We start from the raw sequence: 25,291 nt of genomic DNA, 5'->3' as shown, positions 1-25,291 counted from the left end.
CAGGTGCTGAATTACATCGTCTCGCGTTATGGCGAGTTCGTGCTGCTGAAGCCGCGCGTCAGTGTGCGCACGCTGCTGCTTTGGGGTGCGCCGGTGCTGCTGATCCTCGCCGGCGGTGCCTCGCTCGTCGTCTTTGCCCGCAAGCGGGCCGGCAAGCCCACCGGCAGCAAACTCACCGCCGAAGAGCAGGCAAGGCTCGCCGAGTTGCTGGATCCGACATCGCGACTTTGACGGAGGTCAAGGTCGGTTCGTCCAAGCCATCCTACTCTCATGGTACCAGATGTTTCCGGAAAGGGAGGTGCACGCATGCAGGCCAAGGACATTATGACGAGCAATGTGGTATCGATCAGCCCTGCGGCAGGGATCCGCCATGCCGTTGCGGTGATGATGCAAAACAATATCAGCGGGCTGCCTGTCGTTGACGACGAAGGGCGGGTCTGCGGGATTCTGACTGAAGGCGATCTATTGCTGCGTCGGGAGATCCGGCTTGCGCCGCGCATCGCGCGTAACACGGAAATTACCTCCGACGTCGATCTTGACCGCTACATTCGCGGCAATGGCTGGTCCGTCAGGGATATCATGTCACGCGACGTTATCGTCGCCACCCCGGACAGCGAGGTCTCCGATATTGCCGAAAGCCTTGAGGTCCATCGCATCAAGCGTATTCCGATCGTTGAGGCCGGACGGCTCGCGGGGATCGTCAGCCGGCGCGATATCCTCGCTCTGATAACAGATGCGCCGACCCTCAGGTTGCCGCGCGAGGATGGCGCGATCCTGCTCGCGGTTCGCGCACGCCTGAAATACGATCTCGGCCTGACGCCGCAGAGGATCCGCGTCTCCGTCCATAACGGGCAGATCACACTCGAAGGAAATGTGGAAACCGACTTGCAGCGCCGTGCCGTACTGGCGCTCGTCGAGAATCTCGGATCGGGAGGCTGCCTTGATCGATTGCAGCTTGCAGCAGATTCAGATCCGGACAAGCGGTCGCAACAGGCTTGAGGTGAAGTCGCCGAGCCAGCTGTAGACGAGGGCTTCCGGTCAGTTGCCGGCAGCCAACGCCCTGTCGAGAGCGGGACCGATGCCTGCCGACAGGGCCTTTTCGTCGAGCGGGCCGACCTGTTTGAACAGGATGCGGCCGTCGCGCCCGATGACGAAGGTCTCCGGCACGCCGTAGACCCCCCAGTTGATCGCCTCCCTGCCGGTCGGATCGACGCCGACCGCTGCGTAGGGGTTCCCGTTGTCGCGCAAGAAGGCCAGAGCGTTGCTGCTGTTATCCTTGTAATTGATGCCTATCAGCTTGATGTGCGTGTCCTTCGATAGCTGCATGAGCGCGGCATGTTCCTGCCGGCAGGGGATGCACCAGGATGCGAACACGTTGACGATCGCGACCTGGCCGGAAAGCCCGCTATCCTGAAGTCCGGGAGACTGTAACCCGGCAAGCGGCGGCAGATCGATCGCAGGATGTGCCTGACCAATCAGTGCGGTAGGGAGGGCGGAGGGCGAATATCCTTCCACCGCCTGCCGATAAAGCATGCGCCCGGCGGCTCCGGCAATTGCCACAAATACGAGCAGCGGCACGGCGGTCAGAAGATAGGGGCGCACCTAGCGGACCTCGCGCCGCGCGCGATGCCTGATTTTCGCCAGCGCCTCGACCTGCCGGCGATAGGTACGGCCGCGAAACCAAGTCATCGCGCTGATGGTGATCATGACGGTGGATGCGACCGTATAGGCTGCCAGCACATAGTCCTGATGTGTCATCAATTCTCCCTTTGCATTGCGGCCCGTGCGGCCAAGCGATGATGCGACATGAGTCTTCGCCGCCAGATCTCGTTCCTGATCGAGGCCATGTGGAGGGTGAAAAAGAGTGCTGTGAAGGCGAGGCCCATTGTCAGGAGCGGGCGAAGGAATTCGATATTCAGAGCAGGGCCATCCAGCCTGAGCACGCTCGCCGGCTGATGCAATGTGTTCCACCAGTCGACCGAGAACTTGATGATCGGAATGTTGACGAAGCCCACGAGAACGAGGACCGCCGTAACACGAGCGGCGCGCGTCGGCTCGTCGATTGCACGGTTGATCGCCAATAGACCGAGATACATCAGGAAAAGCACGAACATCGAGGTCAGGCGTGCGTCCCACACCCACCAGGTTCCCCACATCGGCTTGCCCCAAATCGCGCCTGTGACGAGCGACACGAAGGTAAAGGCGGCGCCGATGGGTGCGGCGGCGCGCGCAGCGACATCGGCAAGTGGATGGCGCCATACCAGGGAGCCGATGGCGTTTGCGGTCATCACCGTATAGCAGAGCATCGCCATCCATGCCGCGGGCACATGGACATACATGATCCTGACGGTGTCACCCTGCTGGTAATCGCCATCGGAAACAAAACTCAGATAAAGTCCAACAGCGAAACAGAGAATAGTGATGATCGAAAGTCCAGGCAGGGCCCGATCGGCCAGTTCCAGGAATCTGGCGGGCTGCGCTAGCCCGGTGATGATATCTTTGATGCGTCTAACGTAGGTCATGGCTCGCTCTAGCGTCTAGCACCGTCGGTTTATTTGACGCGGATCAAACTGCGACCGGTGGGGCGGTCATGCGCCTGTCGTTTCGCCCGTCCGCTAGCACGATCCAGGCCCGGCTGTGGGGTGCAGCAGGGCTTATCGCGACATACTGGTGGAACCTTCTGCCGCGGTAAGGCTCCGGCGGAACCGACCGGTAATTGATCGCGGTCAAAGACTGTCGCCGCGCCAGTGCCAAAAAGGAGGCATTCCAGTCCAGGAGACCCTCACCTTGATGATTGCCGCGCACGACCGATCTGCCGCTCCTCCCACCGACGTGACTGCAGGCTCCCGACCGCGGTCCGGAAAAAAGAGGCCTGATGTCTCCGGCCTCGTCCGGTTGCTGCCCCTGTTGCGGCCTCACCGGGGCTTGCTGTTATTGGTGCTCGTTTCGCTGGCGGCGGCGGCTATGATCTCGCTTGCACTGCCGATGGCCGTCCGCCGGATGATCGACCACGGTTTCGGACAGTCCGACGGTGGCTTCGTCAACAGCTATTTCCTGATGCTTCTTGCGCTTGCAGTCGCACTCGCCGTCGCAAGCGCTTGCCGATATTATTTCGTTACGACGCTTGGCGAGCGCATCGTCAGCGACCTGCGTGTGAAAACCTTCCGCAACGTAACGCGTTTGCCGGCGAGCTTTTTTGACGCCAACAAATCCGGCGACATCGCATCGCGGCTGACGGCGGATGCCGCGCAAATCAAGTCCGCATTGAACCTCGCCGCATCGGTGGCCCTGCGCAATTCGTTGCTGTGTCTCGGTGCGCTGGTGATGATGTTCGTCACGAGCCCGGGACTTTCCGCCATCATTTTGGGTGCCATCCCGCTCGTCGTCGCGCCGCTTGTCCTATTCGGCCGCTCGGTTCGCAAAAAATCGCGTGCAGCCCAGGACGCTCTTGCGATCGCGTCCGCCTTTGCCAGCGAGATGATCGCCGGAAGTCGGACGGTGCAGGCCTTCAACGGGGAGGCGGCGGCCAGCGAGAGATATGCTGATGACGTCGAGGCGTCCTATCGCAGTGCCGTCTTTGCCGCCCGATCGCGCGCGCTCCTGACCGCTGTTGCCATTGCGCTGATTTTCGGAAGCGTCGTCGGGGTTCTCTGGATCGGTGCTCACAATCTGCTATCCGGAACGCTGTCGGCGGGCAGCCTGAGCCAATTCCTGCTCTATTCCGTCATTGCTGCCGGATCGCTCGGATCGCTATCTGAGGTCTGGGGTGAACTGGCGCAGGCGGCAGGTTCCGCCGAACGTCTTTTCGAACTGCTCGATGAAGATGCCGGCGAGCGCGACCCGGTGTCACGCGCTCCGCTCGGCCAACCCGCAAAAGGCGCGATCGAAATCCGGGATCTGCATTTTGCCTATCCGGGAGCTCCGGACAGGCAAGTCCTCGCGGGCCTGTCGATGAGCGTCCGGCCCGGCGAGACAGTCGCGCTTGTGGGTGCCTCCGGCTCGGGCAAGAGCACGGTCTTTTCGCTGCTGCTCGGTTTCTACAAGGATTATTCCGGCGACATTTCGCTCRATGGCTGCGATGTGCGCACAACCGCCACCGCTGCAGTTCGAGGGGAAATTGCCATCGTGCCGCAAGATGTGACCATCTTCGCGACGACCGTCGCAGAAAATATCAGTCTCGGAAGACCTGACGCGTCAGAGGACGAGATCGCGGCTGCAGCGACCACGGCAAGGGCGCACGGATTTATTTCCGAGTTGGCGGACGGCTATCGCACCGTGGTCGGCGAGCGCGGTCTCACCCTGTCGGGCGGTCAGCGGCAAAGGCTTGCGATCGCCCGTGCCGTTCTGAAGAACGCGCCGATCCTTTTGCTGGATGAGGCCACGGCATCTCTCGACGCCGAAAACGAAATGCTGGTGCAAAGGGGGCTCGACGAATTGATGTGCAACCGCACGACGATTGTCATCGCGCATCGGCTTGCCACGGTTCTCAAGGCGGATCGAATCCTGGTGATCGACGGCGGCCGGGTGATCGAGGAGGGGACGCACGCCACGTTGATCCGTAAGGGCGGAGCATATTCCAAGCTTGCCGAATTGCAGTTCGATCTCTCGGGGTCGGCAGCCTTGGAGCATGATGCGGCGTGAGCGTTGCCTAGTCGACCGCCCCATCAGGGACCGGCGTCGTGGGTGAGATCATTCATTCTCGGCCCGGTCGCCGCCCGCTACGGAAGCCGTCTATCCGAATGACTGGAGGGGTCTCGTGACGCCTCCGACCGATTCGAAATCGAACATCTTCTGCGTTACCAACGCTGCGGCGCCGCGTGCCCATGAATTGTCCTCCCAATCGGGAAGAATGGGGGGTGGCATCCTGAAGGTTCTAAGTGCCAAGGCCTCCTGCAGAGGCGCCAGAAAGTGTTCGCCGAGTGAAACAGCTTCTCCGCCCGCCACGACCACTTCCGGATCCGTCACGTTGACGAGATTGGCGAGAGCCGTTCCGATACTGCGCCCTGAATCCTCGACGATCCGGACAGCCGTCGGATCCTCTGCAGCAAGCGCCTGGCGCAACTCGGGCGTGCCCAGATCCTGGCCCCCACCCGTCGCCTCACGCCAGCGCCGCAACATCGAGGCCTCGGAATGGTAGGCCATCAGGCAGCCGCGCTTGCCGCATTCGCAGAGGCGGCCGTTCTCCTCGTAGAGCGTATGTCCGAACTTGCCGGCTGCGCCATTGGCGCCGCGATAGAGCTTGCCCTCGATGACGAGGGCGCAGCTGATGCCGACGCCGACCGCCAGCACCGCCATGTTGCGATGCTGCCGGCCGAGGCCGAACAGCTGCTGTGCGATGGCGTAGGCGTTAGTATCGTCCTCGAGCCAGACGGGAACATTCGCACGATTGGCGAGAAGGGATGCCAGCGGAACGTTGTCCCAAGCGAAGCGGTGGCTTCTGATGCACATCGTCTGCTCGTTGTTGATGACGCCCGGCATCGATATGCCGATGCCTGTAAGCTTGGCATGCGTGCGTCCCGCAAGCCTGATGAGCCTCGGCACCGTTGCGGCCAGCAGGTCTGCGACATCATCCGGTGCGCGGCTGGGCATCGGGATCCTGATGGCGGCGAGAGGGCTCGTCGCCAGGTCGGTCGCGACGCATTCCACCGTATCGGCCATGAGCTTGAAGCCGATCGCCAGCCCGTGCCCGTAATTGATCTCCACGGGGATGGGACGACGACCGGTGAAGCTGGAAACCGCCTCTCCCTCGGCGACGATGCCTTCCTCCACGAGATCACCGACGACGAAGGTGACGGCTGSCGGACTGAGCTGAGTGATCGTTGCCAACTCGGCACGGCTTTTGGGCCCTTCCTGCCTGAGCAGGTTCAAGATCAGACGGCGGTTCATGGCCCTGGCAGTCGTCTGGTCACCTTTGAGCTTCACGGCCGAGTTCCTTTATTTTGTAAATAAACTATTGCGACGCTTCCTGATCTATGCATAACTTTGCCTCGTCGATCAACTCGGAATGTGGAGATCGACACGTTGAATGCCCGGCGTCCCCGTTGTGGAGGACGGCCGCCGGGACGTGTTGATCTGCTCAACTGGGAGGAATTCAATGGCATTTTCCAAGCATTTTTCGTCGACCACTCGCCGCACCTTTCTGAAGGGCGCAGGCATGGTATCTGCGGCCGCGGTCGCAGGCGGCTTTCCGATCCCGGCAATTGCTCAGGCACAGGAAGTCAACGTGATCTCAGCTGAAAGCAACGGCAAAGGGCTCGAAGCGCTGAAGAAGATCGCCGAGGATTTCGGCAAGCAGGCTGGTACGAAGGTCGTCATCAACAATATGGACCACGAGGCCCACAAGACGGCGATCCGCAATTATCTGACGGCAGGTGCGCCGGATGTCTGCTTTTGGTTCTCGGGCAATCGCATGCGGGCCTTCGTCAAGCGAGGCCTGTTCGATGACATCTCGGATCTGTTCGAAAAGGAAAAATACAAGGACGTTCTCGGCGCAAGCACGGGCGCGGTTACGGTCGACAACAAGCAGTACGGTCTGCCCACCGGCGGCACGCTCTGGGGCATGTTCTACCGGAAGGATGTCTTCGATCAGAACGGGCTGACAGTACCGACGACGGCAGACGAATTCTCGGCCTATTGCGACAAGGCCAAGGCCGCCGGGCTGACACCGGTCGCCATGGGCACGAAGGAGCTCTGGCCGGCTGCCGGCTGGTTCGATCAGATGAATCTTCGCATCAACGGTCTCGACAAGCACATGGCGTTGATGGACGGGCAGATGAGCTATCTCGATCCCGCCCTKACGCCGGTCTTCGATCAGTGGGAAGCCATGATCAAGAAAGAGGTCTTCACGCAGAACCACACGTCTTTCGGCTGGCAGGAAGCCGCAGCCTTGCTCGCGCAGAAAAAGGCAGGGATGATGAACCTCGGTGCCTTCCTGCGCTCCGCCTTCACGGACGCGGATCTGCCGCAATTGACCTTTGCTCCTTTTGCCACCCTCGATGCCAAGGTCCCCCGGTTCGAGGAATTCTCGCTGAACTCGGTCCATATTCCGACGAACGGCAAGAACAAGCAGGGTGCGCGCGAATTTCTGGCCTATTTCTACAAGCCGGAAAATCTCGCAGCCTATCTGGAGCCTGGTGGTAACGTGCCGCCACGCAGCGACCTGCCGCCAAGCAAGGATCCACTGGTCAATGCCGCGGTTGAGTCCTTGAAACAGGTCAAGGGAACCTCACAATATTACGACCGCGACAGCGACCCGGATATGGCGCAGGCAGGTCTGGTGGGCTTCCAGGAGTTCATGGCCAAACCCGACCGCCGTCAGGCGATCCTGCAGCGCCTCGAAGGTACCCGCAAGCGTATCTACAAGATCTAGTTCTCCTCCCGGCGACCAGGAGCGGAACCGCGGTTCCGCTCCTTCTATCCTCCATGAGGTTCTGGACAATGTTGATGTTATGGCGCCGCCAGCGTTGGTGGCTCACCCCGACTATGCTTATCGCTCCGGCCATGATCCTGTTCTTCACGGTCATCCTGCTGTCGGCCGTCCGCAGCCTCTGGATCAGTCTCCACGACTGGGATGGAATGGGTCCGATGACGTGGATCGGTTTCGGCAATTATGTCGAACTCTACAACGATCCGCAGTTCTACACCTCCTTGAAGAACAATCTGATCTGGCTGGTGATGTTCATGGCCGCGCCGCCGCTCGGGCTGGCGATCGCGCTGCTCGTCAACCAGAAGATCCGCGGCATGCGTTTTTTGAAGTCGCTCTTCTTCATTCCGCTCGTGCTCGCCTCCGTCACTGTCGGCGTGGTCTTTACCTGGGTCTACACACCGGAGTTCGGGCTTCTTGCACTGATCTTCAGGGCATTTGGGGCAACCGCGCCTGCCGTGCTTTCGGACGAACATTTCGTCACCTTCGCGATCGTCATCGCAGCCCTCTGGCCGCAGATCACCTTCTGCATGGTGCTCTATCTCGCCGGCCTCAACAACTTGAGCGAGGAGCTTATCGGCGCCGGGCGTGTCGATGGCGCGAAGGGATGGAACATGCTCCGGCACATTGTTCTTCCGCAACTGACGCAGGTCACGTTCATCGCGATCGCGGTCACCGTCGTCGGCGCTCTTCGATCCTTCGACATGGTGTCGGTGATGACGCGAGGCGGACCTTTCGGCTCCTCGTCAGTGCTCGCCTACCAGATGTTCGAGCAGTCCATCTTCTCCTACCGCTTCGGATATGGCGCGGCGATCGCATCGGTCCTGTTCGTGATCATGGCGGTATTCATCGTCTGGTATCTGTCGCGGATCGTCCGCACCGAAGAAAGGGGCGGCTGATGTATCCTCGTCCAATTCCCGAGACGGCCGTCTGGCATCGCCGCTTCTATTTCCTGGCCGTACTGGCCGTCCTTCTCCTGTGGCTCTGCCCGCTCTTCGCCATCATCCTGACGTCGTTTCGATCGACCGCGGACGTGATGGGCGGCAATCTCTGGGGATGGCCGACCGAGTTCGGCCTCCTCGACAACTACACCGCCGTCTTCACCCAGACGCCGATGGCGCAATATTTCCTGAACAGCCTGACGATCACGATACCCTCGGTGATCGGCGTCCTGGTCCTGAGCACGCTCTCCGGCTTCGTGCTTTCGCGATACCGCTTTCCAGGAAACATGCTCATCTTCGCGCTCTTCGTCGGCGGCAACTTCCTTCCTCACCAGATCATGATGATCCCGGTGCGCGACCTGATGGTACGGCTCGACTTGATCGATACGACGACGGCGCTGGTCATCTTCCATGTCGCGTTCCAGACCGGCTTTGCGACGCTCTTCATGCGCAACTTCATCGCCGCACTGCCCGATGAACTGTTTCRGGCGGCAAGAGCCGAGGGAGCCTCGCCTTTCCAGACGCTCATCCATGTTGCGGTTCCTCTCGTCCGGCCGGCGCTGGCAGCACTCACCATCCTCCTCTTCACCTTCATCTGGAACGATTATTTCTGGGCGGTCGTGCTGACGGTGAGCGATTCCGTCAAACCGGTGACCGCCGGCCTTGCCAACCTGCGCGGCGAATGGGTCTCGGCCTGGAACCTCATTTCGGCCGGAACGATCGTCGTCGCCGTCCCGCCCGTGGTGATGTTCTTCCTGATGCAGCGACACTTCATCGCCGGCCTGACGATGGGAGCGGTCAAAGGATGAACGCACTCAGGAATCCGGAAATCAGATCTTCAAAAGCAGAGAGCCAGGAAGCATGACCAGCCTCGAACTGCGACAGATAAACAAGAACTATGGTGCCTACCACGCATTGCGAGGGATCGATCTCTCGGTGGAAGAGGGCGAGTTCATCGTCATGGTCGGTCCGTCCGGCTGTGGCAAGTCGACCCTGCTCAAGACGATCGCGGGTCTCGAAGGCATCACCTCTGGTCAGATCCTCATCAACGGGCGCGACGTCAGCCGCGAGGAGCCGGGTGACCGTGGCATCGCGATGGTTTTCCAGTCCTATGCCCTTTATCCACATATGACAGTCGCCGAAAACATGGGCTTCGGCCTTCGCATGGCGAAAAGACCGAAGGCGGAGATCGATGCGGCGGTAGCGCGCGCGGCGAAGATCCTTCGGATTACCGATCAGCTCGAGAAGCGGCCGAAGCAATTGTCGGGCGGACAACGCCAGCGCGTCGCGATCGGTMGTGCAATCACCCGTTCGCCGGATGTCTTCCTGTTCGACGAACCGCTGTCGAACCTCGATGCGGCGCTGCGCACGCAGATGCGGGTCGAACTGTCCAGCCTGCATTCCGAACTCGGCGCGACCATGGTCTACGTGACCCACGACCAGGTCGAAGCCATGACCATGGCAAGCCGCATCGTAGTCTTGAACCATGGCGTGATCGAGCAGGTCGGATCGCCGCTCGAACTCTATCGCAATCCCGACAACCTGTTCGTGGCGGGTTTCCTTGGCGCTCCGAGAATGAACTTCCTATCCGTCACGGTGGACGAGGTCTCGGGCCGGCAGGTCAGGGTTTCCGCCCCGGGGCTGGCGCCTACGACGGTCGAACTCTCAGACCCTGCTGCGCTCCATAAGGGTACGAGCCTGACGCTCGGCGTGCGGCCGGAAAACATTTCTGTGGTCACGGATGGAGCAGAGAATGGCGCGGTGTCCGGCATCGTTCGCCTGGTCGAGCATCTCGGCCGTGAAACGATCCTCTATGTCGACGCCGGCGACCTGAGCACCGTCGCATCGGAGAGCGGAACCGGAAACATCACCATTCAGCTCAGTTATGTCGCGCCGTTCAAGGCCGACCAGCCGGTGACGCTGAAACTCGACGCTGCCGAACTCTATCTCTTCGCGCCTGACGGTCGCACGATCAGCGCCCGCAAGGCAATCATCGACAAATAAGTATCAGGATAGACGCCCGTGTCTGAAAACAAGTCAGCAAAAATCTCMGCCTGGAATCCGGTCAAGACCAACCGCTTTCTCGTTGGCGCTCCGCACTATCCCGAACATGTCGACGAGAGCTATTGGGAGCGCGACGCCGAGCGCATGGCTAAAGCCGGCTTCAATATCGTCAGGATGGCGGAATTTGCCTGGCATATTCTCGAACCTGAACTCGGACGTTTCGATTTCGATCTGTTCGACAGGGCAATCGCCGTCCTCGCAAAGCATGGCATCGATACGATCATGTGCACGCCGACGGCCACACCGCCGCGCTGGCTGACCGTCGCGCATCCCGAGATCCTGAGGGTGGATGGCAAGGGCCGGCCGATGAGCCACGGGTCGCGCCAGCACTGCGACACTGCAAGTCCGGTGTTTCGCGAGCACAGCCGGCGCATCACGAAAGCGATGGCCGAGCACTATCGTGACAATCCACGTGTCGTCGGCTGGCAGACCGACAACGAACTCAACACCAGCATGCCGGAAAGCTTTTCAAAGGCGACGCTCAGCGAGTTTCAGGTCTTTCTCGCCMGGAAGTACGGCGAGATTAACAAGCTCAATCACGCCTGGGGAGGGGATTTCTGGGCGACCGCTTACCAGAGCTTCGACCAGGTGGTGCTGCCGATCGATTTCGGGCCGACGTTCCCGAGCCCCGGCCATATGCAGGACTACCATCGCTTCCTGGCCTTCGCGACGGCGCGTTTCCAGCATGATCAGGTCGAAATCCTGCGTGCCGTCAAACCGTCCTGGTTCGTCTTCCACAATCTGGGCGGCCTGCGGGATATCGACTTCCGTGGACAGTTCACGACCGATCTCGATTTCGTCGGCTACGACATCTATCCGATGCTCTACGACGAGTTTCAGCGTATCGGCAATCACGCCAAAGTGCAGGCGCTCCATCTCGACATCTGCCGGGGCTTTTCCGGCAACTATATTGTCCCCGAACAGCAATCCAGTTTCGGCAGCCAGCCGGGATTTTGCACCTTGACGCCGGAGCCCGGAGAAATGCGCCGCATGGCGATGTCCTCCGTTGCGCGCGGCGCCGACGGGCTGATGTTCTTCCGTTGGCGGCCTGCCCATTTCGGCGCCGAGATCTACTGGATGGGGATCATCGATCACGACGACGTCCCGCGCCATCGCTATGACGAAGCACAGCGCTTCGCCACCGAGATGACGGCGCTGCAGGATAGGATCCTCGGCACCTATGTGCGCATGGACGTCGGCATTGCCGGATCGGATTTCGACAATCAGGAGGCGCACAAGACCTATCCGATCGGTCTGCCGAGCCCTCAGGACGACGCCGTTCTGCTGCATCAATATTGCTACGATCGGGGTATCGCCTGCGGGTTCATTCATCCCGAAGACGATCTCTCGAAGCTGAAACTCCTCTACGTACCGCACTGGGTCATGTGGAAGGACGAATGGACGGAGCGCCTGAAGTCGTTCGCTGAGCAGGGTGGCACGGTGGTGTTCGGCGCCCGGACGGGAACGCGCGATGAGAACAATCACGTGATCAGGCAGACGGCGCCCGGAACGTCACTTTCGGAGCTGACGGGTGTGCGGGTGGAAGATTTCGGCCGGCTTGCGGCCCCTGGCGCCAAGGGCCTGTTCGAGGTCATGGAGCGATCCGGCGGCCTGGTCGTGCCGCCGAACAGGCCCGCTGAATCCCATAGGCGCGAGCGCCGCTTCAAGATCGGCAATCGTGAGCTGACGGCCGGATATTTCTACGAAAACCTGAGCGTCGATGATGATGTCGATGCGATCGCCGTCTGGTCCAACCGCTACGCCGACGGAACGCCGATGGCCACATCCAGGAAGGTCGGTAAGGGCCGCGTCGTCTATCTCGGCACCTATCTGACGCCCGATCTGACGGAGGCGTTGTCGGAACGCTTGTTTGGGGATGCCGGGATCGAGCCGCTGATCGCCGACTTGCCCGAGGGTGTCGAGGTGACGATGCGCATGAACGAGGATCGCCGTCTTCTCTTCATCCAGAACTACACGGACAAGCCCGCCACGATCGCTCGAGTTCCCGCTGGCGCCGATCTTCTTGACGCAGGCAAGCCGGTGGACGGCACGCTCGCGCTCGACGGTTACGGCTGCGCCGTGGTGCAGCTCTCCTGAAACACACCGCGGCCGGAAACGCCGTCGGCCCGACAGGCTAGGAAAACGATATGACCGATACGGATAGAATTCGCTGGGGCATCCTTGGCCCCGGCCGGATCGCGGGCGACTTCTTTGCGGGCGTTGCTCAATCAAGAACGAGCCGCGTGGATGCGATCGCCACCCGCGACCCGGATCGGCCGGAGCTGGTCGAGCGCTTTCCGGGTGCACGGATCCTTCGCGGCTACGACGCTCTTCTGGCGGACGAGGAGATCGACGCCGTCTACATCTCGACTCCGCACCCGACCCACGCGGAATGGGCGATCAAGGCGACGAGGGCCGGAAAGCATGTGTTGTGCGAGAAGCCGATCGGCCTTTCGGCAGCCGAGGCCGAAGCCATGCAGACCGCTGCACGTGCAGCCGGGACCTTCCTTGGCGAAGCCTACATGTACCGACTGCATCCTCTGACGCTGAGACTGATCGAGCTTCTGAAGGAAAAGGCGATCGGCGACGTCCGCATGGTCAAGTCGAGCTTCGGTTTTGCCAAACCGTTCGAAGAAGATCACAGGCTGTTTGCAAACGATCTCGCCGGCGGCGGCATCCTCGACGTCGGTGGATATCCGGTTTCGATGGTGCGCCTGATCGCCGGCATCGGCCAGCCGAACGGCCTCATCGAGCCTGACCAGGTGTTCGGCGTCGGACATCTCGGTTCGACGGGCGTCGACGAATGGAGCGCTGCCATCCTGCGCTTCCCGAATGGCATCGTCGCCGAAGTGGCCTGCTCGGTGTCACTTGCGCAGGACAACGTCCTTCGCATCTTCGGCACGGCTGGTTCGATCGAGATCGATCATTTCTGGTTCGCCGCGGGCAAGCAGGGCGGCACCGCCGTCATCAGGCTGTTTAACGCCGCCGGAAAGCGGAAAGACATCACCGTCGAAGAGCCCCGTCATGTCTACAGCTTCGAGGTCGACGCGGCAGGAGAGGCGATCAAGGCTGGGCGGGGCGAATTTGCCTACCCCGGCATGACGGCCCTCGACACACTTGGCAATCTCAAGGTGATGGACAAGTGGCGCGCCGGCATCGGGCTGGAATACGCCCTTGAGACACCCGCCGTTCGGACGAGGACGCTGACCGGCGAGATCCTCCGGCGCCAGGATGTGATCGTACCGCGCGGCCACATTCCCGGCATCGAGAAGGAAAGCTCGATGCTGGCACTCGGCATGATGCTGTTTTCAACCTTCCCGGCCGCCGCGATTGTCGTTGACGAATTCTTCGAAGTCGGCGGCAATCTCATCGACTCCGCCTTCCAGTATGGGGGAGGGACGCAGGACCGGCTCATCGGCGAATGGGTCCGCAGCCGTGGCGTCAGGAGCGATGTGGTGATCATCGAGAAGGGCGCACATTCGCCGCTCTGCTATCCCGACGTCATCGCTAAGCAACTGACTGTAAGCCTTGAACGCATGCAGACCGACTATGTCGATGTCTACTTCATGCATCGCGACAATCCCGACATACCGGTTGGCGAGTTCGTCGACGCCATGGATGCGGAAGTCAGGGCAGGTCGCATCCGTGGACCGATCGGCGGATCGAACTGGACCCGCGAGCGCGTGGATCAAGCGATCGACTATGCCGAACGCACGGGCAAGACGAGACCCAGCGTCCTTTCCAACAACTTTTCGCTCGCCGAAATGGTCGATCCGGTCTGGCCAGGATGCATCGCCTCGTCGGACGCTACCTGGAAGAACTGGCTGAGGGAGCGGCAGGTGGTCAACTTTGCCTGGTCCAGTCAGGCGCGCGGCTTCTTCACCAACAGGGCGGGGCGGGAGAAACTTTCGGATCACGATCTGGTCCGTGCCTGGTATTCCGAGCTGAATTTCCAGCAGAGGGGGCGGGCGGAGGAGCTTGGTCGTCGCCTCGGCAAGGATCCGATCCAGATCGCGCTCGCCTATGTCCTGCACCAGCCCTGGCCGGTCGTTCCCCTGATCGGTCCGGCGAGCCTTGCGGAGCTTCGCCATAGTCTGGCGGCCTCCGCCATCAGGCTTTCGCCAGGAGAGGTGCGGTGGCTCGAGAATGGCGAACTGGCTTGATCGAAAACAGATCTGGAAGCCTTGCATGATGCCAGACACGTTGATCGTCTGAGGCGGCTGGTCTGGGCACGCGCCGTAACAATGTGCTGCTCTCGTCAGGGAGCTTCGGGAAGGAGAGAACTTCTGGCTGTTCGGAAGGAAGCCAGTTGACAAGTACGCTTTTCAATGAGAACAAAAAGCGAACCAATGGGAAGATGAGCATTCATGATCCGTTTCGCGCCGAAGATGCAGCAGGACGCTGCCCCAGCAATCAAAATTGCAAAGTCGAACGCCAACACACGATCCGACATCGAGCTATCGGACATTTCCACCGCAGCCGTTGAGAACGAACCCGACAAGATGAAAGGGCAGGCTGCCACGACGATGTCAGGACCTGCGGGACCTGCCGCAAAACTCCTTGAATTGTCAGGGGAGCTCCCTCCGAAAGGCAGGAAGACGGGTTCCAGGAAGCGCAAAGAGGTAACAGGCCCCAAGCAGCTCGAAATCAGCAGTCAGGGTCACAATCAAAGCGCTGGCGATTTGGTGCTCGACCTCTGACGATGGGCTTCCAGTACCGGTGCCGAAGGCTTCGGCGTTTATGATCCTTCCCGGGTTTTCAGGGCTTACGCCGCTTTCGCGGCAGGCCCCGCACTCAATTCCATTTGGCAAAGCTCGTCGATAGTCTGGCGCCGACGGATAAGCCGGGAGTTTACCCCGTCCAGGAGATATTCGGCAGCGTGAAGCCGGCTGTTGTAGTTCGACGACATGGAGGCGCCGTAGGCGCCAGCTCCATGGAAAACGAGCAGATCGCCGACCTGAGCAGGGGGGAGCGACCGCGTCTCGACCACACCATCTGGCCCTTGCGTGAATACGTCTCCCGATTCGCAGAGCGGGCCTGCTATGACAGTGGGACGTAGCTCGGATGGGCTGAGGCTTCGGCCATCGTGCGGGAGAACCGAGATTTCGTGATAGCTGCCATAGAGGGCGGGGCGCATGAGGTCATTGAAACCTGCGTCGACGAGGGTGAAGTGATTTCGGCCAACCTGTTTGGTGGCGCGGACCTCGGCCAGCAACAGACCGGCTTCTGCCACGAGGAAGCGTCCCGGCTCGATCTCCAGGCGTACGGCATGGCCGAGCTTGCTTTCTGCCTGCTTGCGCACGCTATCCCACAAGCTGAAATAATGCGCGGTATCGATCGCCTTGTCCCCGTGACGATAGGGAGCCGATAGGCCGCCACCGGCGGAGATCGCCTCGAAATCGTGATCCAGATCGATTAGCAAGCCGGTCATCGCATGGCAGACCCGCTCGAGATGGCGGTAGTCGACGCCGGAGCCGATATGCAGATGAAGCCCGACGAGATTCAGCCGATATCGCCGAACCAGTTCGACGGCTTGGGTAAGCTCTGCATGCCAGATGCCGTGCTTGCTGTTTTCGCCTCCCGTATTCGTTTTGTTGCTGTGACCGTGGCCGAAGCCTGGGTTCACGCGAAGCCAGACACGGTGACCTGGCGACAGTTCCCCCAGCTGGTGCAGCATGTCGATGGAGCCGATATTCACCTCGACCTTGTCGTTGACGACGCGGCGCAAAGTCGGGCGGTCGAAAATATCGGCGGTGTAGACGATGCCTGCGGCGCCAGCAGCGGTCGCGCTGGTGGAAAATCCGGCCCGCTCCGCGCGATCGATTTCGCCGAGGGAGACAGAATCCACATGCACCCCCGCCTCACGCATGAGGGAGAGGATGTGCATGTTGGAACACGCCTTCTGTGCATAGCGGATCACATCGAATCCGCCGAGCTGCCTTATCCGATTGCGGATCGTCGGAGMGTCGTACACCCATAAGGGCGTCCCATGCTCATGAGCGAGAGGGATGAGATGATCGGCAGAGATGAAGGTCATGACACTGGTTGTCCAAAGATGGCGGGCCGCGCACGCAGCCAATGCGGTTTTCACTTGCTGGGTTGACCACAAAAGCGGGCATATGAAAAATATCAGTTTTTGGAAATCCTATTCAATTCTGATATGAGGTCTGCATGGCCGTCACCCTTCGGCATATCGAGGTTTTCAGGGCTATCATGACGACCGGCAGCGTCACCGGTGCGGCCGGCATGTTGGCCACCTCCCAACCCACGATCAGTCGGGAGCTGGCGCGGTTCGAGTATCTTATCCAGATCCAGCTATTCGAGCGTGTGCGCGGCCGACTTCGCCCGACGGCGCACGCTCTGCAATTGTTCGAGGAAGTGCAGCGCGCCTATTTCGGGTTGGACCGGATCATCAGCACGGCGACGTCGCTGCGCCAGTTCGAACAGGGGCAGCTCTCCATCCTATGCCTGCCGGTTTTTTCTCAATCGCTTTTGCCGCAGACCTGCCGGCATTTTGTCGAGCGGTTCCCGAACGTGGGCATCAGTATCGTTCCGCAGGAGTCGCCGCTGCTGGAGGAATGGTTGTCGGCACAACGCTACGACTTCGGCCTGACGGAGGTCGGCCATCCACCTCAAGGTACGGCGGTAAGCCCGCTCATGACGCTCGACGAGATCTGCGTGCTGCCGGACGCTCACCCGCTTCTTGAAAAGGCTGTTCTCTCACCGGACGATTTCGAAGGACAATCCTTTGTCAGCCTGTCGGCGACGGATAGTTACCGACAACAGATCGATCGGGCTTTTCGAAACGCCGGCATCATGCGGCACATGGTCATCGAGACCCATAGCGCAGTATCCGTCTGCTCCATGGTGCGGGAGGGAATTGGCCTGGCCATCGTCAACCCTCTGACGGCCCTGGATTATGCCGGCAACGGCATTCATCTTCGCCGGTTGTCGTTCTCGATCCCGTTTTCCGTCAACATCGTGAGGCCGATCCATCGGCCGCCGTCGCAACTGGTCGAGGTTTTCGGAGCCGAATTGGCCCGGCAAGCCAGACAGATCGAAGCCCGGCTTGCCACCCTCGCTAATCCTCGATGACAGACGAAATCAGGGCTTGTTGTCTATGTTTTGTCGGCTGCAATTAGTTCAGCACCGGTTCGCCTGCGGTGATGCGTTGCTCGCCTTCGTCAAACAGGTGGACGGCATCGTGGAGTGGAGCGATCCGCAGTATATCGCCGGGGGCTGCTCTGATCCGCTCCCGGAAGACGCAGCTGATCGTCTGCGTGCCGAGACGGGCAATCACCAATGTCTCGGACCCTGTGGGCTCGACGACGGCGGTTGTTACCTCGATGCCGTTGGGGTCGAGTGCGATGTGCTCGGGGCGAATGCCGTAGGTGACGGCGCCTGATGGGMGTCGCTCGCTCGGCAGGACGAGCCCGTCTTCGGTCCGGAAACCATCGTTCGTCATGCTCCCCCTAATGAAGTTCATGGCGGGAGAGCCGATGAAACCGGCGACGAAGAGGTTGTTCGGCCGGTCGTAGAGTTCGAGCGGCGAGCCCGACTGCTCGATCACGCCGTCCTTCATCACGACGATCTTGTCCGCCATCGTCATCGCCTCGATCTGATCGTGTGTCACATAGATCGTCGTCGTTTTCAGGCGCTGATGCAGCTCCTTGATCTCGGATCGCATCTGGACGCGAAGCTTGGCATCGAGGTTCGACAGAGGTTCGTCGAAAAGGAAGACGGCAGGGTCTCGAACGATCGCGCGGCCCATGGCAACACGCTGGCGCTGGCCGCCCGATAACTGCTTCGGAAACCGTTCGAGAAGCGCTTCCAGGCCGAGGATCTTTGCGGCATTGCCGACACGCTGATCGATTTCCGTCTTTGGCATGCGCTTCAGCCGCAACGAGAAGCCCATATTCTTGGCGACCGTCATATGTGGATAAAGGGCATAGTTCTGGAACACCATTGCGATATCGCGATCCTTTGGCGCCAGCTCGTTGACAATATGTTTGCCGATCTGGATCTCGCCCGAACTGATGTCTTCCAAACCAGCGATCATTCTGAGCAGGGTGGATTTGCCGCAGCCCGAGGGGCCGACGAGAACGACGAACTCGCCGTCGCGGATATCGACCGACACGCCTTTGATGGCTTTGAACGCACCATAGTCCTTGCGCGCATTGTTCACTCTAACATGGGCCATTTTTTCCCTCCCAGGTCGCTATCAAAGCTTGTCCAAGACGTTTCTGAGGTAGGCAAGGCCGAGGCGTTCGCCCTCTTTTCGTGCATCGAGATCCTTGCCCGGCCATCCGTAGGCGGCGTCCTCGTGCTCGATCGACAGGCTGCCGTCGAAGCCGTTGGTCCGGGCCTGGCGCAGGAAGCGTGGCCAGTCGAGCAGGCCTTTGCCCGGCAGTTTGTATTGCCACCAGCCTTTGCCGTGATAGCCGACTGCCTGCTGTGCGGCCGCATCGATTGCAGTATCCTTGGCGTGGAGGATGGCGATGCGATCCTTGACCGCGTCCATCGCGGCATAGGGGTCGACGCCGATGCGGATGAGGTGTGAAGGATCGAATTCGAGACCGAAGCGTCGGTCGGGTATCCGTTGGAAGAGCTCCTGCCAGCCCTTCGGCGTGGTTCCGATGAAGTTGTCCTTGGGGCCTGGCCAGTTTTCGATCGCGAAGACAAGACCGCTTGACGTCGTCCTGGCGATCAGCCCGTTGGCGAATTCGGCAAAATCATCGTAGTTGGCTTCGTCGTCGACATCCTCGTCGCGTCCGGGAAAGATCACGAAGATCGGCACGCCTGCTTCGCCGATCGCCTGGGCAAATTCCTCCGTACGGGCGCGAAGCTCGCCGCGCTTGCCGGTGTTCGCATCGAGTTGGTTGCCGAAATAGGTGATCGAGGAGACGAAGAGATTATGGTCGCGAGCAAGTGCCACGGCGGCCCGCACCCTCTCCGGCGTCTTGATATGGCCGCCGACATCGATTTCGATCGCATCGAAACCGGCAGAAGCTGCGAAATCCACCACTTCCTCAAGCGGCCGGTCGTTGAATGTCGACGTGTAAAAACCAATCCTCATCAAAATCCTCCGAGCGGCCTTGCCGGCTGTTTCAATTGTTCAGGCGATCCATGAATTTGAGGGGCGAACGGGTGCGTTGYACTGCGTCGGCAGATGCYAGCATCAGGGCTGCCCCCATCGGCATCGCTGCCGCACCGAGCGCCGAAGCATCCTCGCCGATCGAGGCACGATGCAGTGAGGGCAACGTGGTGTCTCCGGCCGTCAGATGTTCGTGAACGTAACGCAGCAACTCGTCGATCATGCGGATCGGCAGTCGGCCGCCGATGATGATGGCGTCGGGATCGACGATCATGCCGATATGCTTGACCGCAACTGCAAGATGCGCGCTCATTTCCTTCAGCCACGTCGACACCAGAGCTTTGCCGCGTGCATCAAGTGCCAGGAGGTCTTGAGGCAGGCTTGCATGGACGCCGTGCTCGCCAAGAAACTTGTAGAGGAAAAACATCGTCACCATCTCGCCGAGAAGATCGACTTTCGGCGCTTCCTTGTCCCGATCATCGGCAATCGGCAGCCAGCCGATTTCGCCGCTCAGCGCCATGGCGCCACGATGGCCGTTGCCATCGAGCACAAGGCCTCCGCCCAGGCAGGCATTGATGGCGATATAAAAGAAGCTGCGGCTTTCCGCCCCGAGGCCGTAGTCGAGTTCTGCAAGCGCTGCGGCATTGGTCTCATTTTCGATGAAGACCGGATGCTGCGTCAGGCTTTCGAGTGCTGCGCGCACGTCGAATTCCATCCATTCCGAATAGTCGTCGGGCATGCCAAGGAAGGGGATCTCTCCGAGCCAGTCCGGCATGGCAAGACCGATGCCGGCCAGATGCGCGTCGTCGATCAGGCGGCTTCGCTGGAAATGCGATATCGCGTCAGCCGTTAGTTGCATGAATTCGGCCGGGCGCACATAGCGTTTTTCGTGGTGCACGCGGGCGCGTACGTTGCCGACGGCATCGACGGCGACAATCGTCAGGTGATCGCGATCGATGTTGATGCCGATCGCGAAGAAGGCGTCGGGATTGATCTCGAGCTCGATTGCCGGTTGGCCCCGTAGTCCATGCCGACGGCGGGCTTCGATGATCAGGCCCTCGTCGAGCAGGCGATCAACGATCCGGGCGATCGCCGGTTTCGTAAAACCGGTCTGTCGGGCGATCTCGGCGCGCGAAATTGGTGCCTGCCGATGGATGCAACGCAGCACGACGGCTCTGTTGTGCTCGCCCGCGTCCTCGACATTGGCCCCCGTCAGGTCGGGAGACAGCCTGGCGCCGGTCGTTTGGTTCATGGGTCGAAATCCTCTGTCAGCCACGGATACGCAAACCGGTCTTACCCCTTCACCGCGCCGCTGGTCATGGCGCCGAGGATCAGCCGCTGGAGCGACAGGAACGCCACGATCGCCGGCACGACGGAGATCAGGCAGGCGGCCGCGAGCAGCTGGATGGACGAGTCGGTCTGCATGCCACGGAAGTTAAAGATCCCGACGCCGATCGGCATCAGATTGTTTTGCGTGAGCAGAAGAAAAGGCACGAGGAATTGCGACCACCCCGCAATTACGGTGATGATGAAGACGGAAGCGATGCCAGGCGCCGAAAGTGGCAAGACGATCCGCCAAAACACCGAAAACCGGTTGCATCCGTCGATCATTGCCGCCTCGTCGAGACTGCGCGGAATGCTGTCTACTGTGCTTTTCAACAGCCACGTCGCGAGCGGTACGCCGAGAGCGATGTAGACCATCGTGACCGCAAAATGCGTGTCGAGCAGGCCGAGACGGTTCATGTAGCGGTAGAGCGGCACCATGATGACCAACGGTGAGATCATCTGGAACAGAAGAAGCCCCATCATCGACAGGCCCTTGCCCCTGAATTGGAAGCGGGAAAATGCGTAAGCTGCGGGCAAGGCGACGATCAGGACGCCGAAACCGCTGAAGGCTGCGAGCTTCAGGCCGTTCCACAGATAGATCGGGAAGTAGCTGTTGTTGAGGACGGTAACGAAATTGTCGATGGTCGGATTGTGCGGGATGTAGCGCGCTACGCCGCGATAGATTTCGCGTCTGTCACGCAAGGCCATCGACAGGAGATAGGAGAGGGGACCGGCGAAGAAGACGAACATCGCCAGCATGAAGAGGTAGCTCAGGAAGTCGCCGAAGCGTGTGCCGGTGCGCCTGCTCATTGCTCTTCCTCCTTCGGCAGGAACGATGCGTAAACAAAGGCAAGTCCGAGGCTGATTATCAGCATCAGTACGGAAAGCACACTCCCGCCGGAAAGGTCGTAATTGCGGAAGACAATATTGAACACATAGAGCGAGATGACCTCGGTGGCGCGCCCGGGTCCGCCGCCCGTCAGCGTGATGATCGCGTCGAAGGTGTTGAGCGTCATGATGGTTATGAGGATCATGTTGACGAGCATGGCCGCGCGCAACTGGGGAAGGGTGATGAAGAGGAATTGTTGTGAGCCCGTTGCGCCGTCGACATCGGCCGCTTCATAGAGCGAGGGGTCGATCGCTTTGAGGGCGGCGTACATGACGACCATCGAGAAGGCCGTGCCGCGCCAGATATTTGAGATCAGCGCCGACCATGGGGCGATCGCGGGATCGGAAAGCCACGCGACAACAGGCAGGTGCATGAGCCGCAAGATGCTGTTCAGCGCGCCATAGGGGGCTTCGGAAAACAGCATCTGCCAGATGATGCCGCCCGCAATGCCTGGCACGACCCAGGCGATGAGTGCGGTGGTGCGCAGGATGGTCGTGCCGAACAGGCCGCGCTTTTCGCCTCTGATGACGACGACGGCAACGGCAAGACCCAGTATCTGCTGGCCGATGACGCTGCCGCCGACGAAGATCAGGGTTGCCCACATGATGTCGGGCAGCTGTGGCGAAGTCAGCGCGTTCGTAATCGTGCCAAGCGTATAGACCGGATTGTCACCGATCAGCGTTGCGTTGGTGAACGACAGACGGAACACGTCGATGACAGGGTAGAGATAGAAGATGCCGATGACGATGATCACGGGCATGATCCAGGGCAATGGTGCCCCGGCAAAACGGCGCATGAACGATCTGCTGTGAGGCGGGCTGGCAACCTCGATGGCAATGGGGCTCATTGGGCTTCTCTGTCCGGGTTTGACACGACCGGCGACGCCCGTCACGGGCGTCGCCGCGATCTCAATCGTTAGAGACGCTTGTAAGCCTCCATCGTCGCGTTGAACGCGGCGTCCAGAGCCTCATCCGGCTTCTTGGTCCCGGAGAGCACGTCGCCCATCATGATCTGGATCTGGTTGGAGATTTCCGGATAGATCGGGGCGCCTGGACGGGCCTGACCGTTGACGAGAGCCCCGGCAAAAGTCTTGTTGGCTTCGGTCGCGAAGACATCATATTTGTCGAAGAGCGACTTGCGCGTCGGCAGCTGCTGCTGCAGCGCGTTTGCCGGTCCCATATAGACTTCGCGGGCAAGGTTGGCGCACATCTCCACCTTGTCCTTGTCCTTGCTGAACGAGGCGATCGTCCATCCGCCGGTACCCGTGGAGCGCTGATCGGCGGTCGGGCCGGGGATCGGCGAGAAGGTCCAGTTCTTGAACTCTTCCTCGTCGAGCGTGACCTTCAGCTGGGCATATTGCCAGTTGCCGCCGATGAAGAGCGCGGTGGTTCCGGCCGCCGCGGCGGCGTTCAGGTCGTCATAGTTGCCGATGGTTGTCACGCGCTTCGGCGCTGCACCGGAATCGACGAGGTCCTTGTAGTAGTTCAGGGCTTTGAGGAATTTCTCCTTGTTTTCGCCCTCACCGAAGACCGGCTTGCCGGAATCGTCGACGAGCTTGCCGCCGAGCGCCCAGTAGTTCGCCAGCCAGTCGAAGGTGGACCCCTCGTAGCGGCCGGCGTTGAAGAGGATACCTTCCATGCCCTGCTCGACGGAGGAAAGCCCGGCCTTCTTCAGGTCATCCCAGGTCTGCGGTGCATCGGCAACGATGGATTTGTTGCGGTAGAGCACGCGAAGGTCGGTATCCCACCACCACGCACGGACCGTCTGATCCTTGTCGGTAATGCCGCTGCGGATGAAGGGGAACAGGTCGGCGACCTCTTCCTTGGAGAAGTAAGGCGTGAAGTCGGCGAGCACATGGTTGACCATGAACTGCGAGAGCACGAAGGAATCGACTGCGGCGCAATCCGGAGCATTGCCGGCCTTGGCCTGCTCCAGCATCTTGGCCTGTTCGGTGCCAATGTCGGCCGACATGAACTGCATTTGCAGTTTCCAGTCGGGATGCTTCTTGATGAAATCGACGAAGAGTTTCTGATAGCCGTCGGCAATTGCCGGATCGGCGTTGTTGGGACTGTCGTTCGTGAGCCGGACGACCAGGGTTTTCGGCGCATCGGCAGCGCCGATCCTGTCCTTTATCGCGAGCTCCTGGGCAAATACCGTAGGCACTGAAAATAACATTGTGCTCAGCGCTAATGCGCTGATGAACGCTCTCTTCATGATGGGTCTCCTCCCCATTTTAAACGGATACAGCCTGGTGGTCGGTTGACCTCTCCTCATTTCCATGCTGCATTAATTAGATTAAGTTACTTTGATTTGATGTCAAGCCGCAGCTTGGGAGGATTAAGATGCCGGCGACATTCAATACCAGTTAGCGGACCRCAGCCGCATTTCCACATCAGAGAACTCCGAGCCGTTGCGGCCGTCCGCGATGGCGCAGGCAAGGTTTTGTCTCGGCTACGTGAGGTGGCTGACCCCGATATCTATGGAGGAGAAGATGCGCTTACTCATTCTCGGCACTGGTGGAATGGCCAACCAGCACGCTGCAAATTTCAAGGCGATCGACGGCGTCAGCGTCGTGGGCGGCGTCGATGTCGTGCCCGAGCGGCTGGCGGCCTTTTGTTCGGAACACGGCATTTCCAACCATTTCAGCACTCTGGAGGAGGCCCTTGCCTGGGGCGAGTTCGATGCCGTTGCCAACGTCACGCCCGACCGCATCCACCACCCGACAACGCTTCAAGCGATTGCGGCGGGCAAGCATGTGTTTTGCGAAAAACCGCTAGCGACCGACGCCATCAAGGCGATGGAAATGACCGATGCCATCGAGAAAGCCGGCAAGGTCGGCATGGTCAACTTCACCTATCGCAATTCGCCCGCCTTGCAGACGGGCCGGCAGATGGTGCTTGCCGGTGAGATCGGCGAGGTCAGGCATGTCGAGGCATCGCATCTGCAGAGCTGGCTTGTCGGGCGCCATTGGGGCGACTGGAAGAGCGAGAGCAAATGGCTGTGGCGCCTCAGCAAGAAGCACGGGTCGAACGGCGCGCTCGGCGATATCGGCATCCATATTGTAGATTTCGCGTCCTACGGTTCGGGTCTCGACGTCGCCCACGTCTTCGCGCGGCTGAAAACCTTCAACAAGGCGCCGGACGACAGGATCGGCGAATATGATCTCGATGCGAATGACAGTTTTACCATGAACGTCGACTTCACGACCGGTGCAATCGGCACCATCCAGGCGACCCGAACCGCTGCTGGTCAGATGGATCAGTTGCGTCTCAGGGTCTATGGCGAGACCGGTTCGATCGAGATGATCTACGATACCGGAAAGTCGACGCTTCGCGCCTGCCTCGGCGAAGATGTTCACACCGCAACATGGCGCGACATTCCCTTCGATCCGGTGGAGACAAATTACCAGCGGTTCGTGCAGGCCGTCCGGTCGGGTAGAACCCAGGAACCTTCGTTCCGTAGAGCGGCGAATATCCAGAAGGTGCTCGACAAGGCGCTAGCTTCGGATATCAGCCACACGGACGAGGCACTTGCCTGATCCGACAAACCGGACG

General features: G+C 60.3%; 23 protein-coding genes. 12 read left to right on the top strand and 11 right to left on the bottom strand.

The genetic code is table 11. The annotated features are described in order from the left end of the window. On the top strand, positions 1-231 hold a 231-nt coding region (locus tag AC1DNW_RS29215), incomplete at its 5' end, for a cytochrome c-type biogenesis protein (RefSeq protein WP_477855219.1). Between the two features lie 75 nt (positions 232-306). Then, positions 307-999: a CBS domain-containing protein gene (locus AC1DNW_RS29210; protein ID WP_113312075.1), complete on the top strand. Its 693-nt coding sequence runs from the start codon at positions 307-309 to the stop codon at positions 997-999. 39 nt (positions 1,000-1,038) lie between these two features. On the opposite strand, the gene AC1DNW_RS29205 is transcribed toward AC1DNW_RS29210, so the two are convergent. From AC1DNW_RS29205 to AC1DNW_RS29195, 3 genes are read right to left on the bottom strand one after another with little or no spacing between them, the layout of a single operon-like run. Beyond that, the gene (locus tag AC1DNW_RS29205; protein WP_477855218.1) at positions 1,039-1,602 is read right to left on the bottom strand and encodes a DsbE family thiol:disulfide interchange protein; all 564 of its coding nucleotides are present in this window, start codon (positions 1,600-1,602) and stop codon (positions 1,039-1,041) included. Then, complete coding sequence (locus AC1DNW_RS29200) at positions 1,603-1,758, bottom strand: heme exporter protein CcmD (RefSeq protein ID WP_477855217.1); 156 nt, start codon at positions 1,756-1,758, stop codon at positions 1,603-1,605. Further along, the gene (locus AC1DNW_RS29195; protein ID WP_477855216.1) at positions 1,758-2,522 is read right to left on the bottom strand and encodes a heme ABC transporter permease; all 765 of its coding nucleotides are present in this window, start codon (positions 2,520-2,522) and stop codon (positions 1,758-1,760) included. The genes AC1DNW_RS29200 and AC1DNW_RS29195 overlap by 1 nt, the downstream gene beginning before the upstream one ends. Positions 2,523-2,790: 268 nt before the next feature. Between AC1DNW_RS29195 and AC1DNW_RS29190 the strand changes: the two genes are divergently transcribed. After that, positions 2,791-4,641 (top strand): ABC transporter transmembrane domain-containing protein, encoded by a 1,851-nt coding sequence (locus tag AC1DNW_RS29190; RefSeq protein ID WP_477855222.1) that lies wholly within the window; start codon positions 2,791-2,793, stop codon positions 4,639-4,641. A gap of 90 nt (positions 4,642-4,731) precedes the next feature. On the opposite strand, the gene AC1DNW_RS29185 is transcribed toward AC1DNW_RS29190, so the two are convergent. Next, a complete protein-coding gene (locus AC1DNW_RS29185; RefSeq protein ID WP_477855215.1) occupies positions 4,732-5,922 on the bottom strand; it encodes an ROK family protein in 1,191 nt (396 codons plus the stop codon). 172 nt (positions 5,923-6,094) lie between these two features. On the opposite strand from AC1DNW_RS29185, the gene AC1DNW_RS29180 reads away from it, so the two are divergent. From AC1DNW_RS29180 to AC1DNW_RS29150, 7 genes are all read left to right on the top strand, one after another. Continuing rightward, positions 6,095-7,369 carry an ABC transporter substrate-binding protein gene (locus AC1DNW_RS29180; RefSeq protein ID WP_113299488.1) on the top strand — a complete coding sequence of 425 codons (1,275 nt, stop codon included), beginning with the start codon at positions 6,095-6,097 and terminating at the stop codon, positions 7,367-7,369. 68 nt (positions 7,370-7,437) lie between these two features. Continuing rightward, a complete protein-coding gene (locus tag AC1DNW_RS29175) occupies positions 7,438-8,322 on the top strand; it encodes a carbohydrate ABC transporter permease (protein WP_477855214.1) in 885 nt (294 codons plus the stop codon). Further along, on the top strand, positions 8,322-9,173 hold the full coding sequence (locus AC1DNW_RS29170; RefSeq protein WP_477855213.1) for a carbohydrate ABC transporter permease: 852 nt from the start codon (positions 8,322-8,324) through the stop codon (positions 9,171-9,173). The genes AC1DNW_RS29175 and AC1DNW_RS29170 overlap by 1 nt, the downstream gene beginning before the upstream one ends. 52 nt (positions 9,174-9,225) lie before the next feature. Further along, on the top strand, positions 9,226-10,368 hold the full coding sequence (locus AC1DNW_RS29165) for an ABC transporter ATP-binding protein (RefSeq protein WP_477855212.1): 1,143 nt from the start codon (positions 9,226-9,228) through the stop codon (positions 10,366-10,368). Positions 10,369-10,386: 18 nt separating this feature from the next. Next, the gene (locus AC1DNW_RS29160) at positions 10,387-12,525 is read left to right on the top strand and encodes a beta-galactosidase (RefSeq protein ID WP_477855211.1); all 2,139 of its coding nucleotides are present in this window, start codon (positions 10,387-10,389) and stop codon (positions 12,523-12,525) included. A gap of 50 nt (positions 12,526-12,575) precedes the next feature. Next, positions 12,576-14,591, top strand: coding sequence for an aldo/keto reductase (locus AC1DNW_RS29155; protein WP_477855210.1), 2,016 nt, complete (start codon positions 12,576-12,578; stop codon positions 14,589-14,591). Positions 14,592-14,795: 204 nt separating this feature from the next. Beyond that, complete coding sequence (locus AC1DNW_RS29150) at positions 14,796-15,128, top strand: hypothetical protein (protein WP_477855209.1); 333 nt, start codon at positions 14,796-14,798, stop codon at positions 15,126-15,128. Positions 15,129-15,193: 65 nt separating this feature from the next. On the opposite strand, the gene lysA is transcribed toward AC1DNW_RS29150, so the two are convergent. Beyond that, positions 15,194-16,537, bottom strand: coding sequence for a diaminopimelate decarboxylase (gene lysA, locus AC1DNW_RS29145; RefSeq protein WP_477855208.1), 1,344 nt, complete (start codon positions 16,535-16,537; stop codon positions 15,194-15,196). A 62-nt stretch (positions 16,538-16,599) separates the two neighbouring features. Between lysA and AC1DNW_RS29140 the strand changes: the two genes are divergently transcribed. After that, a complete protein-coding gene (locus tag AC1DNW_RS29140; RefSeq protein WP_477855207.1) occupies positions 16,600-17,523 on the top strand; it encodes a LysR family transcriptional regulator in 924 nt (307 codons plus the stop codon). Positions 17,524-17,566: 43 nt separating this feature from the next. On the opposite strand, the gene AC1DNW_RS29135 is transcribed toward AC1DNW_RS29140, so the two are convergent. The 6 genes from AC1DNW_RS29135 to AC1DNW_RS29110 form a co-directional block, all read right to left on the bottom strand. Then, positions 17,567-18,628, bottom strand: coding sequence for an ABC transporter ATP-binding protein (locus AC1DNW_RS29135; RefSeq protein ID WP_477855206.1), 1,062 nt, complete (start codon positions 18,626-18,628; stop codon positions 17,567-17,569). Positions 18,629-18,649: 21 nt separating this feature from the next. Continuing rightward, complete coding sequence (locus AC1DNW_RS29130; RefSeq protein WP_477855205.1) at positions 18,650-19,504, bottom strand: sugar phosphate isomerase/epimerase family protein; 855 nt, start codon at positions 19,502-19,504, stop codon at positions 18,650-18,652. A 31-nt stretch (positions 19,505-19,535) separates the two neighbouring features. Further along, on the bottom strand, positions 19,536-20,774 hold the full coding sequence (locus tag AC1DNW_RS29125) for an ROK family transcriptional regulator (protein ID WP_113312069.1): 1,239 nt from the start codon (positions 20,772-20,774) through the stop codon (positions 19,536-19,538). 41 nt (positions 20,775-20,815) lie between these two features. Beyond that, entirely contained in the window at positions 20,816-21,658 is an 843-nt protein-coding gene (locus tag AC1DNW_RS29120) for a carbohydrate ABC transporter permease (RefSeq protein ID WP_113312068.1), read from the bottom strand. Further along, positions 21,655-22,584, bottom strand: a complete 930-nt coding sequence (locus tag AC1DNW_RS29115; RefSeq protein ID WP_113299501.1) for a carbohydrate ABC transporter permease — start codon at positions 22,582-22,584, stop codon at positions 21,655-21,657. Before AC1DNW_RS29115 ends, AC1DNW_RS29120 begins: the two co-directional genes overlap by 4 nt. A gap of 68 nt (positions 22,585-22,652) precedes the next feature. After that, the gene (locus AC1DNW_RS29110; RefSeq protein WP_477855204.1) at positions 22,653-23,951 is read right to left on the bottom strand and encodes an extracellular solute-binding protein; all 1,299 of its coding nucleotides are present in this window, start codon (positions 23,949-23,951) and stop codon (positions 22,653-22,655) included. A gap of 277 nt (positions 23,952-24,228) precedes the next feature. On the opposite strand from AC1DNW_RS29110, the gene AC1DNW_RS29105 reads away from it, so the two are divergent. Continuing rightward, on the top strand, positions 24,229-25,275 hold the full coding sequence (locus tag AC1DNW_RS29105; RefSeq protein WP_113299503.1) for a Gfo/Idh/MocA family protein: 1,047 nt from the start codon (positions 24,229-24,231) through the stop codon (positions 25,273-25,275). Positions 25,276-25,291: the final 16 nt, after the last annotated feature.

The sequence above is a fragment of the Rhizobium sp. 05L429 genome (assembly GCF_056397645.1).
This window is presented reverse-complemented; position numbering and strand designations above follow the sequence as displayed.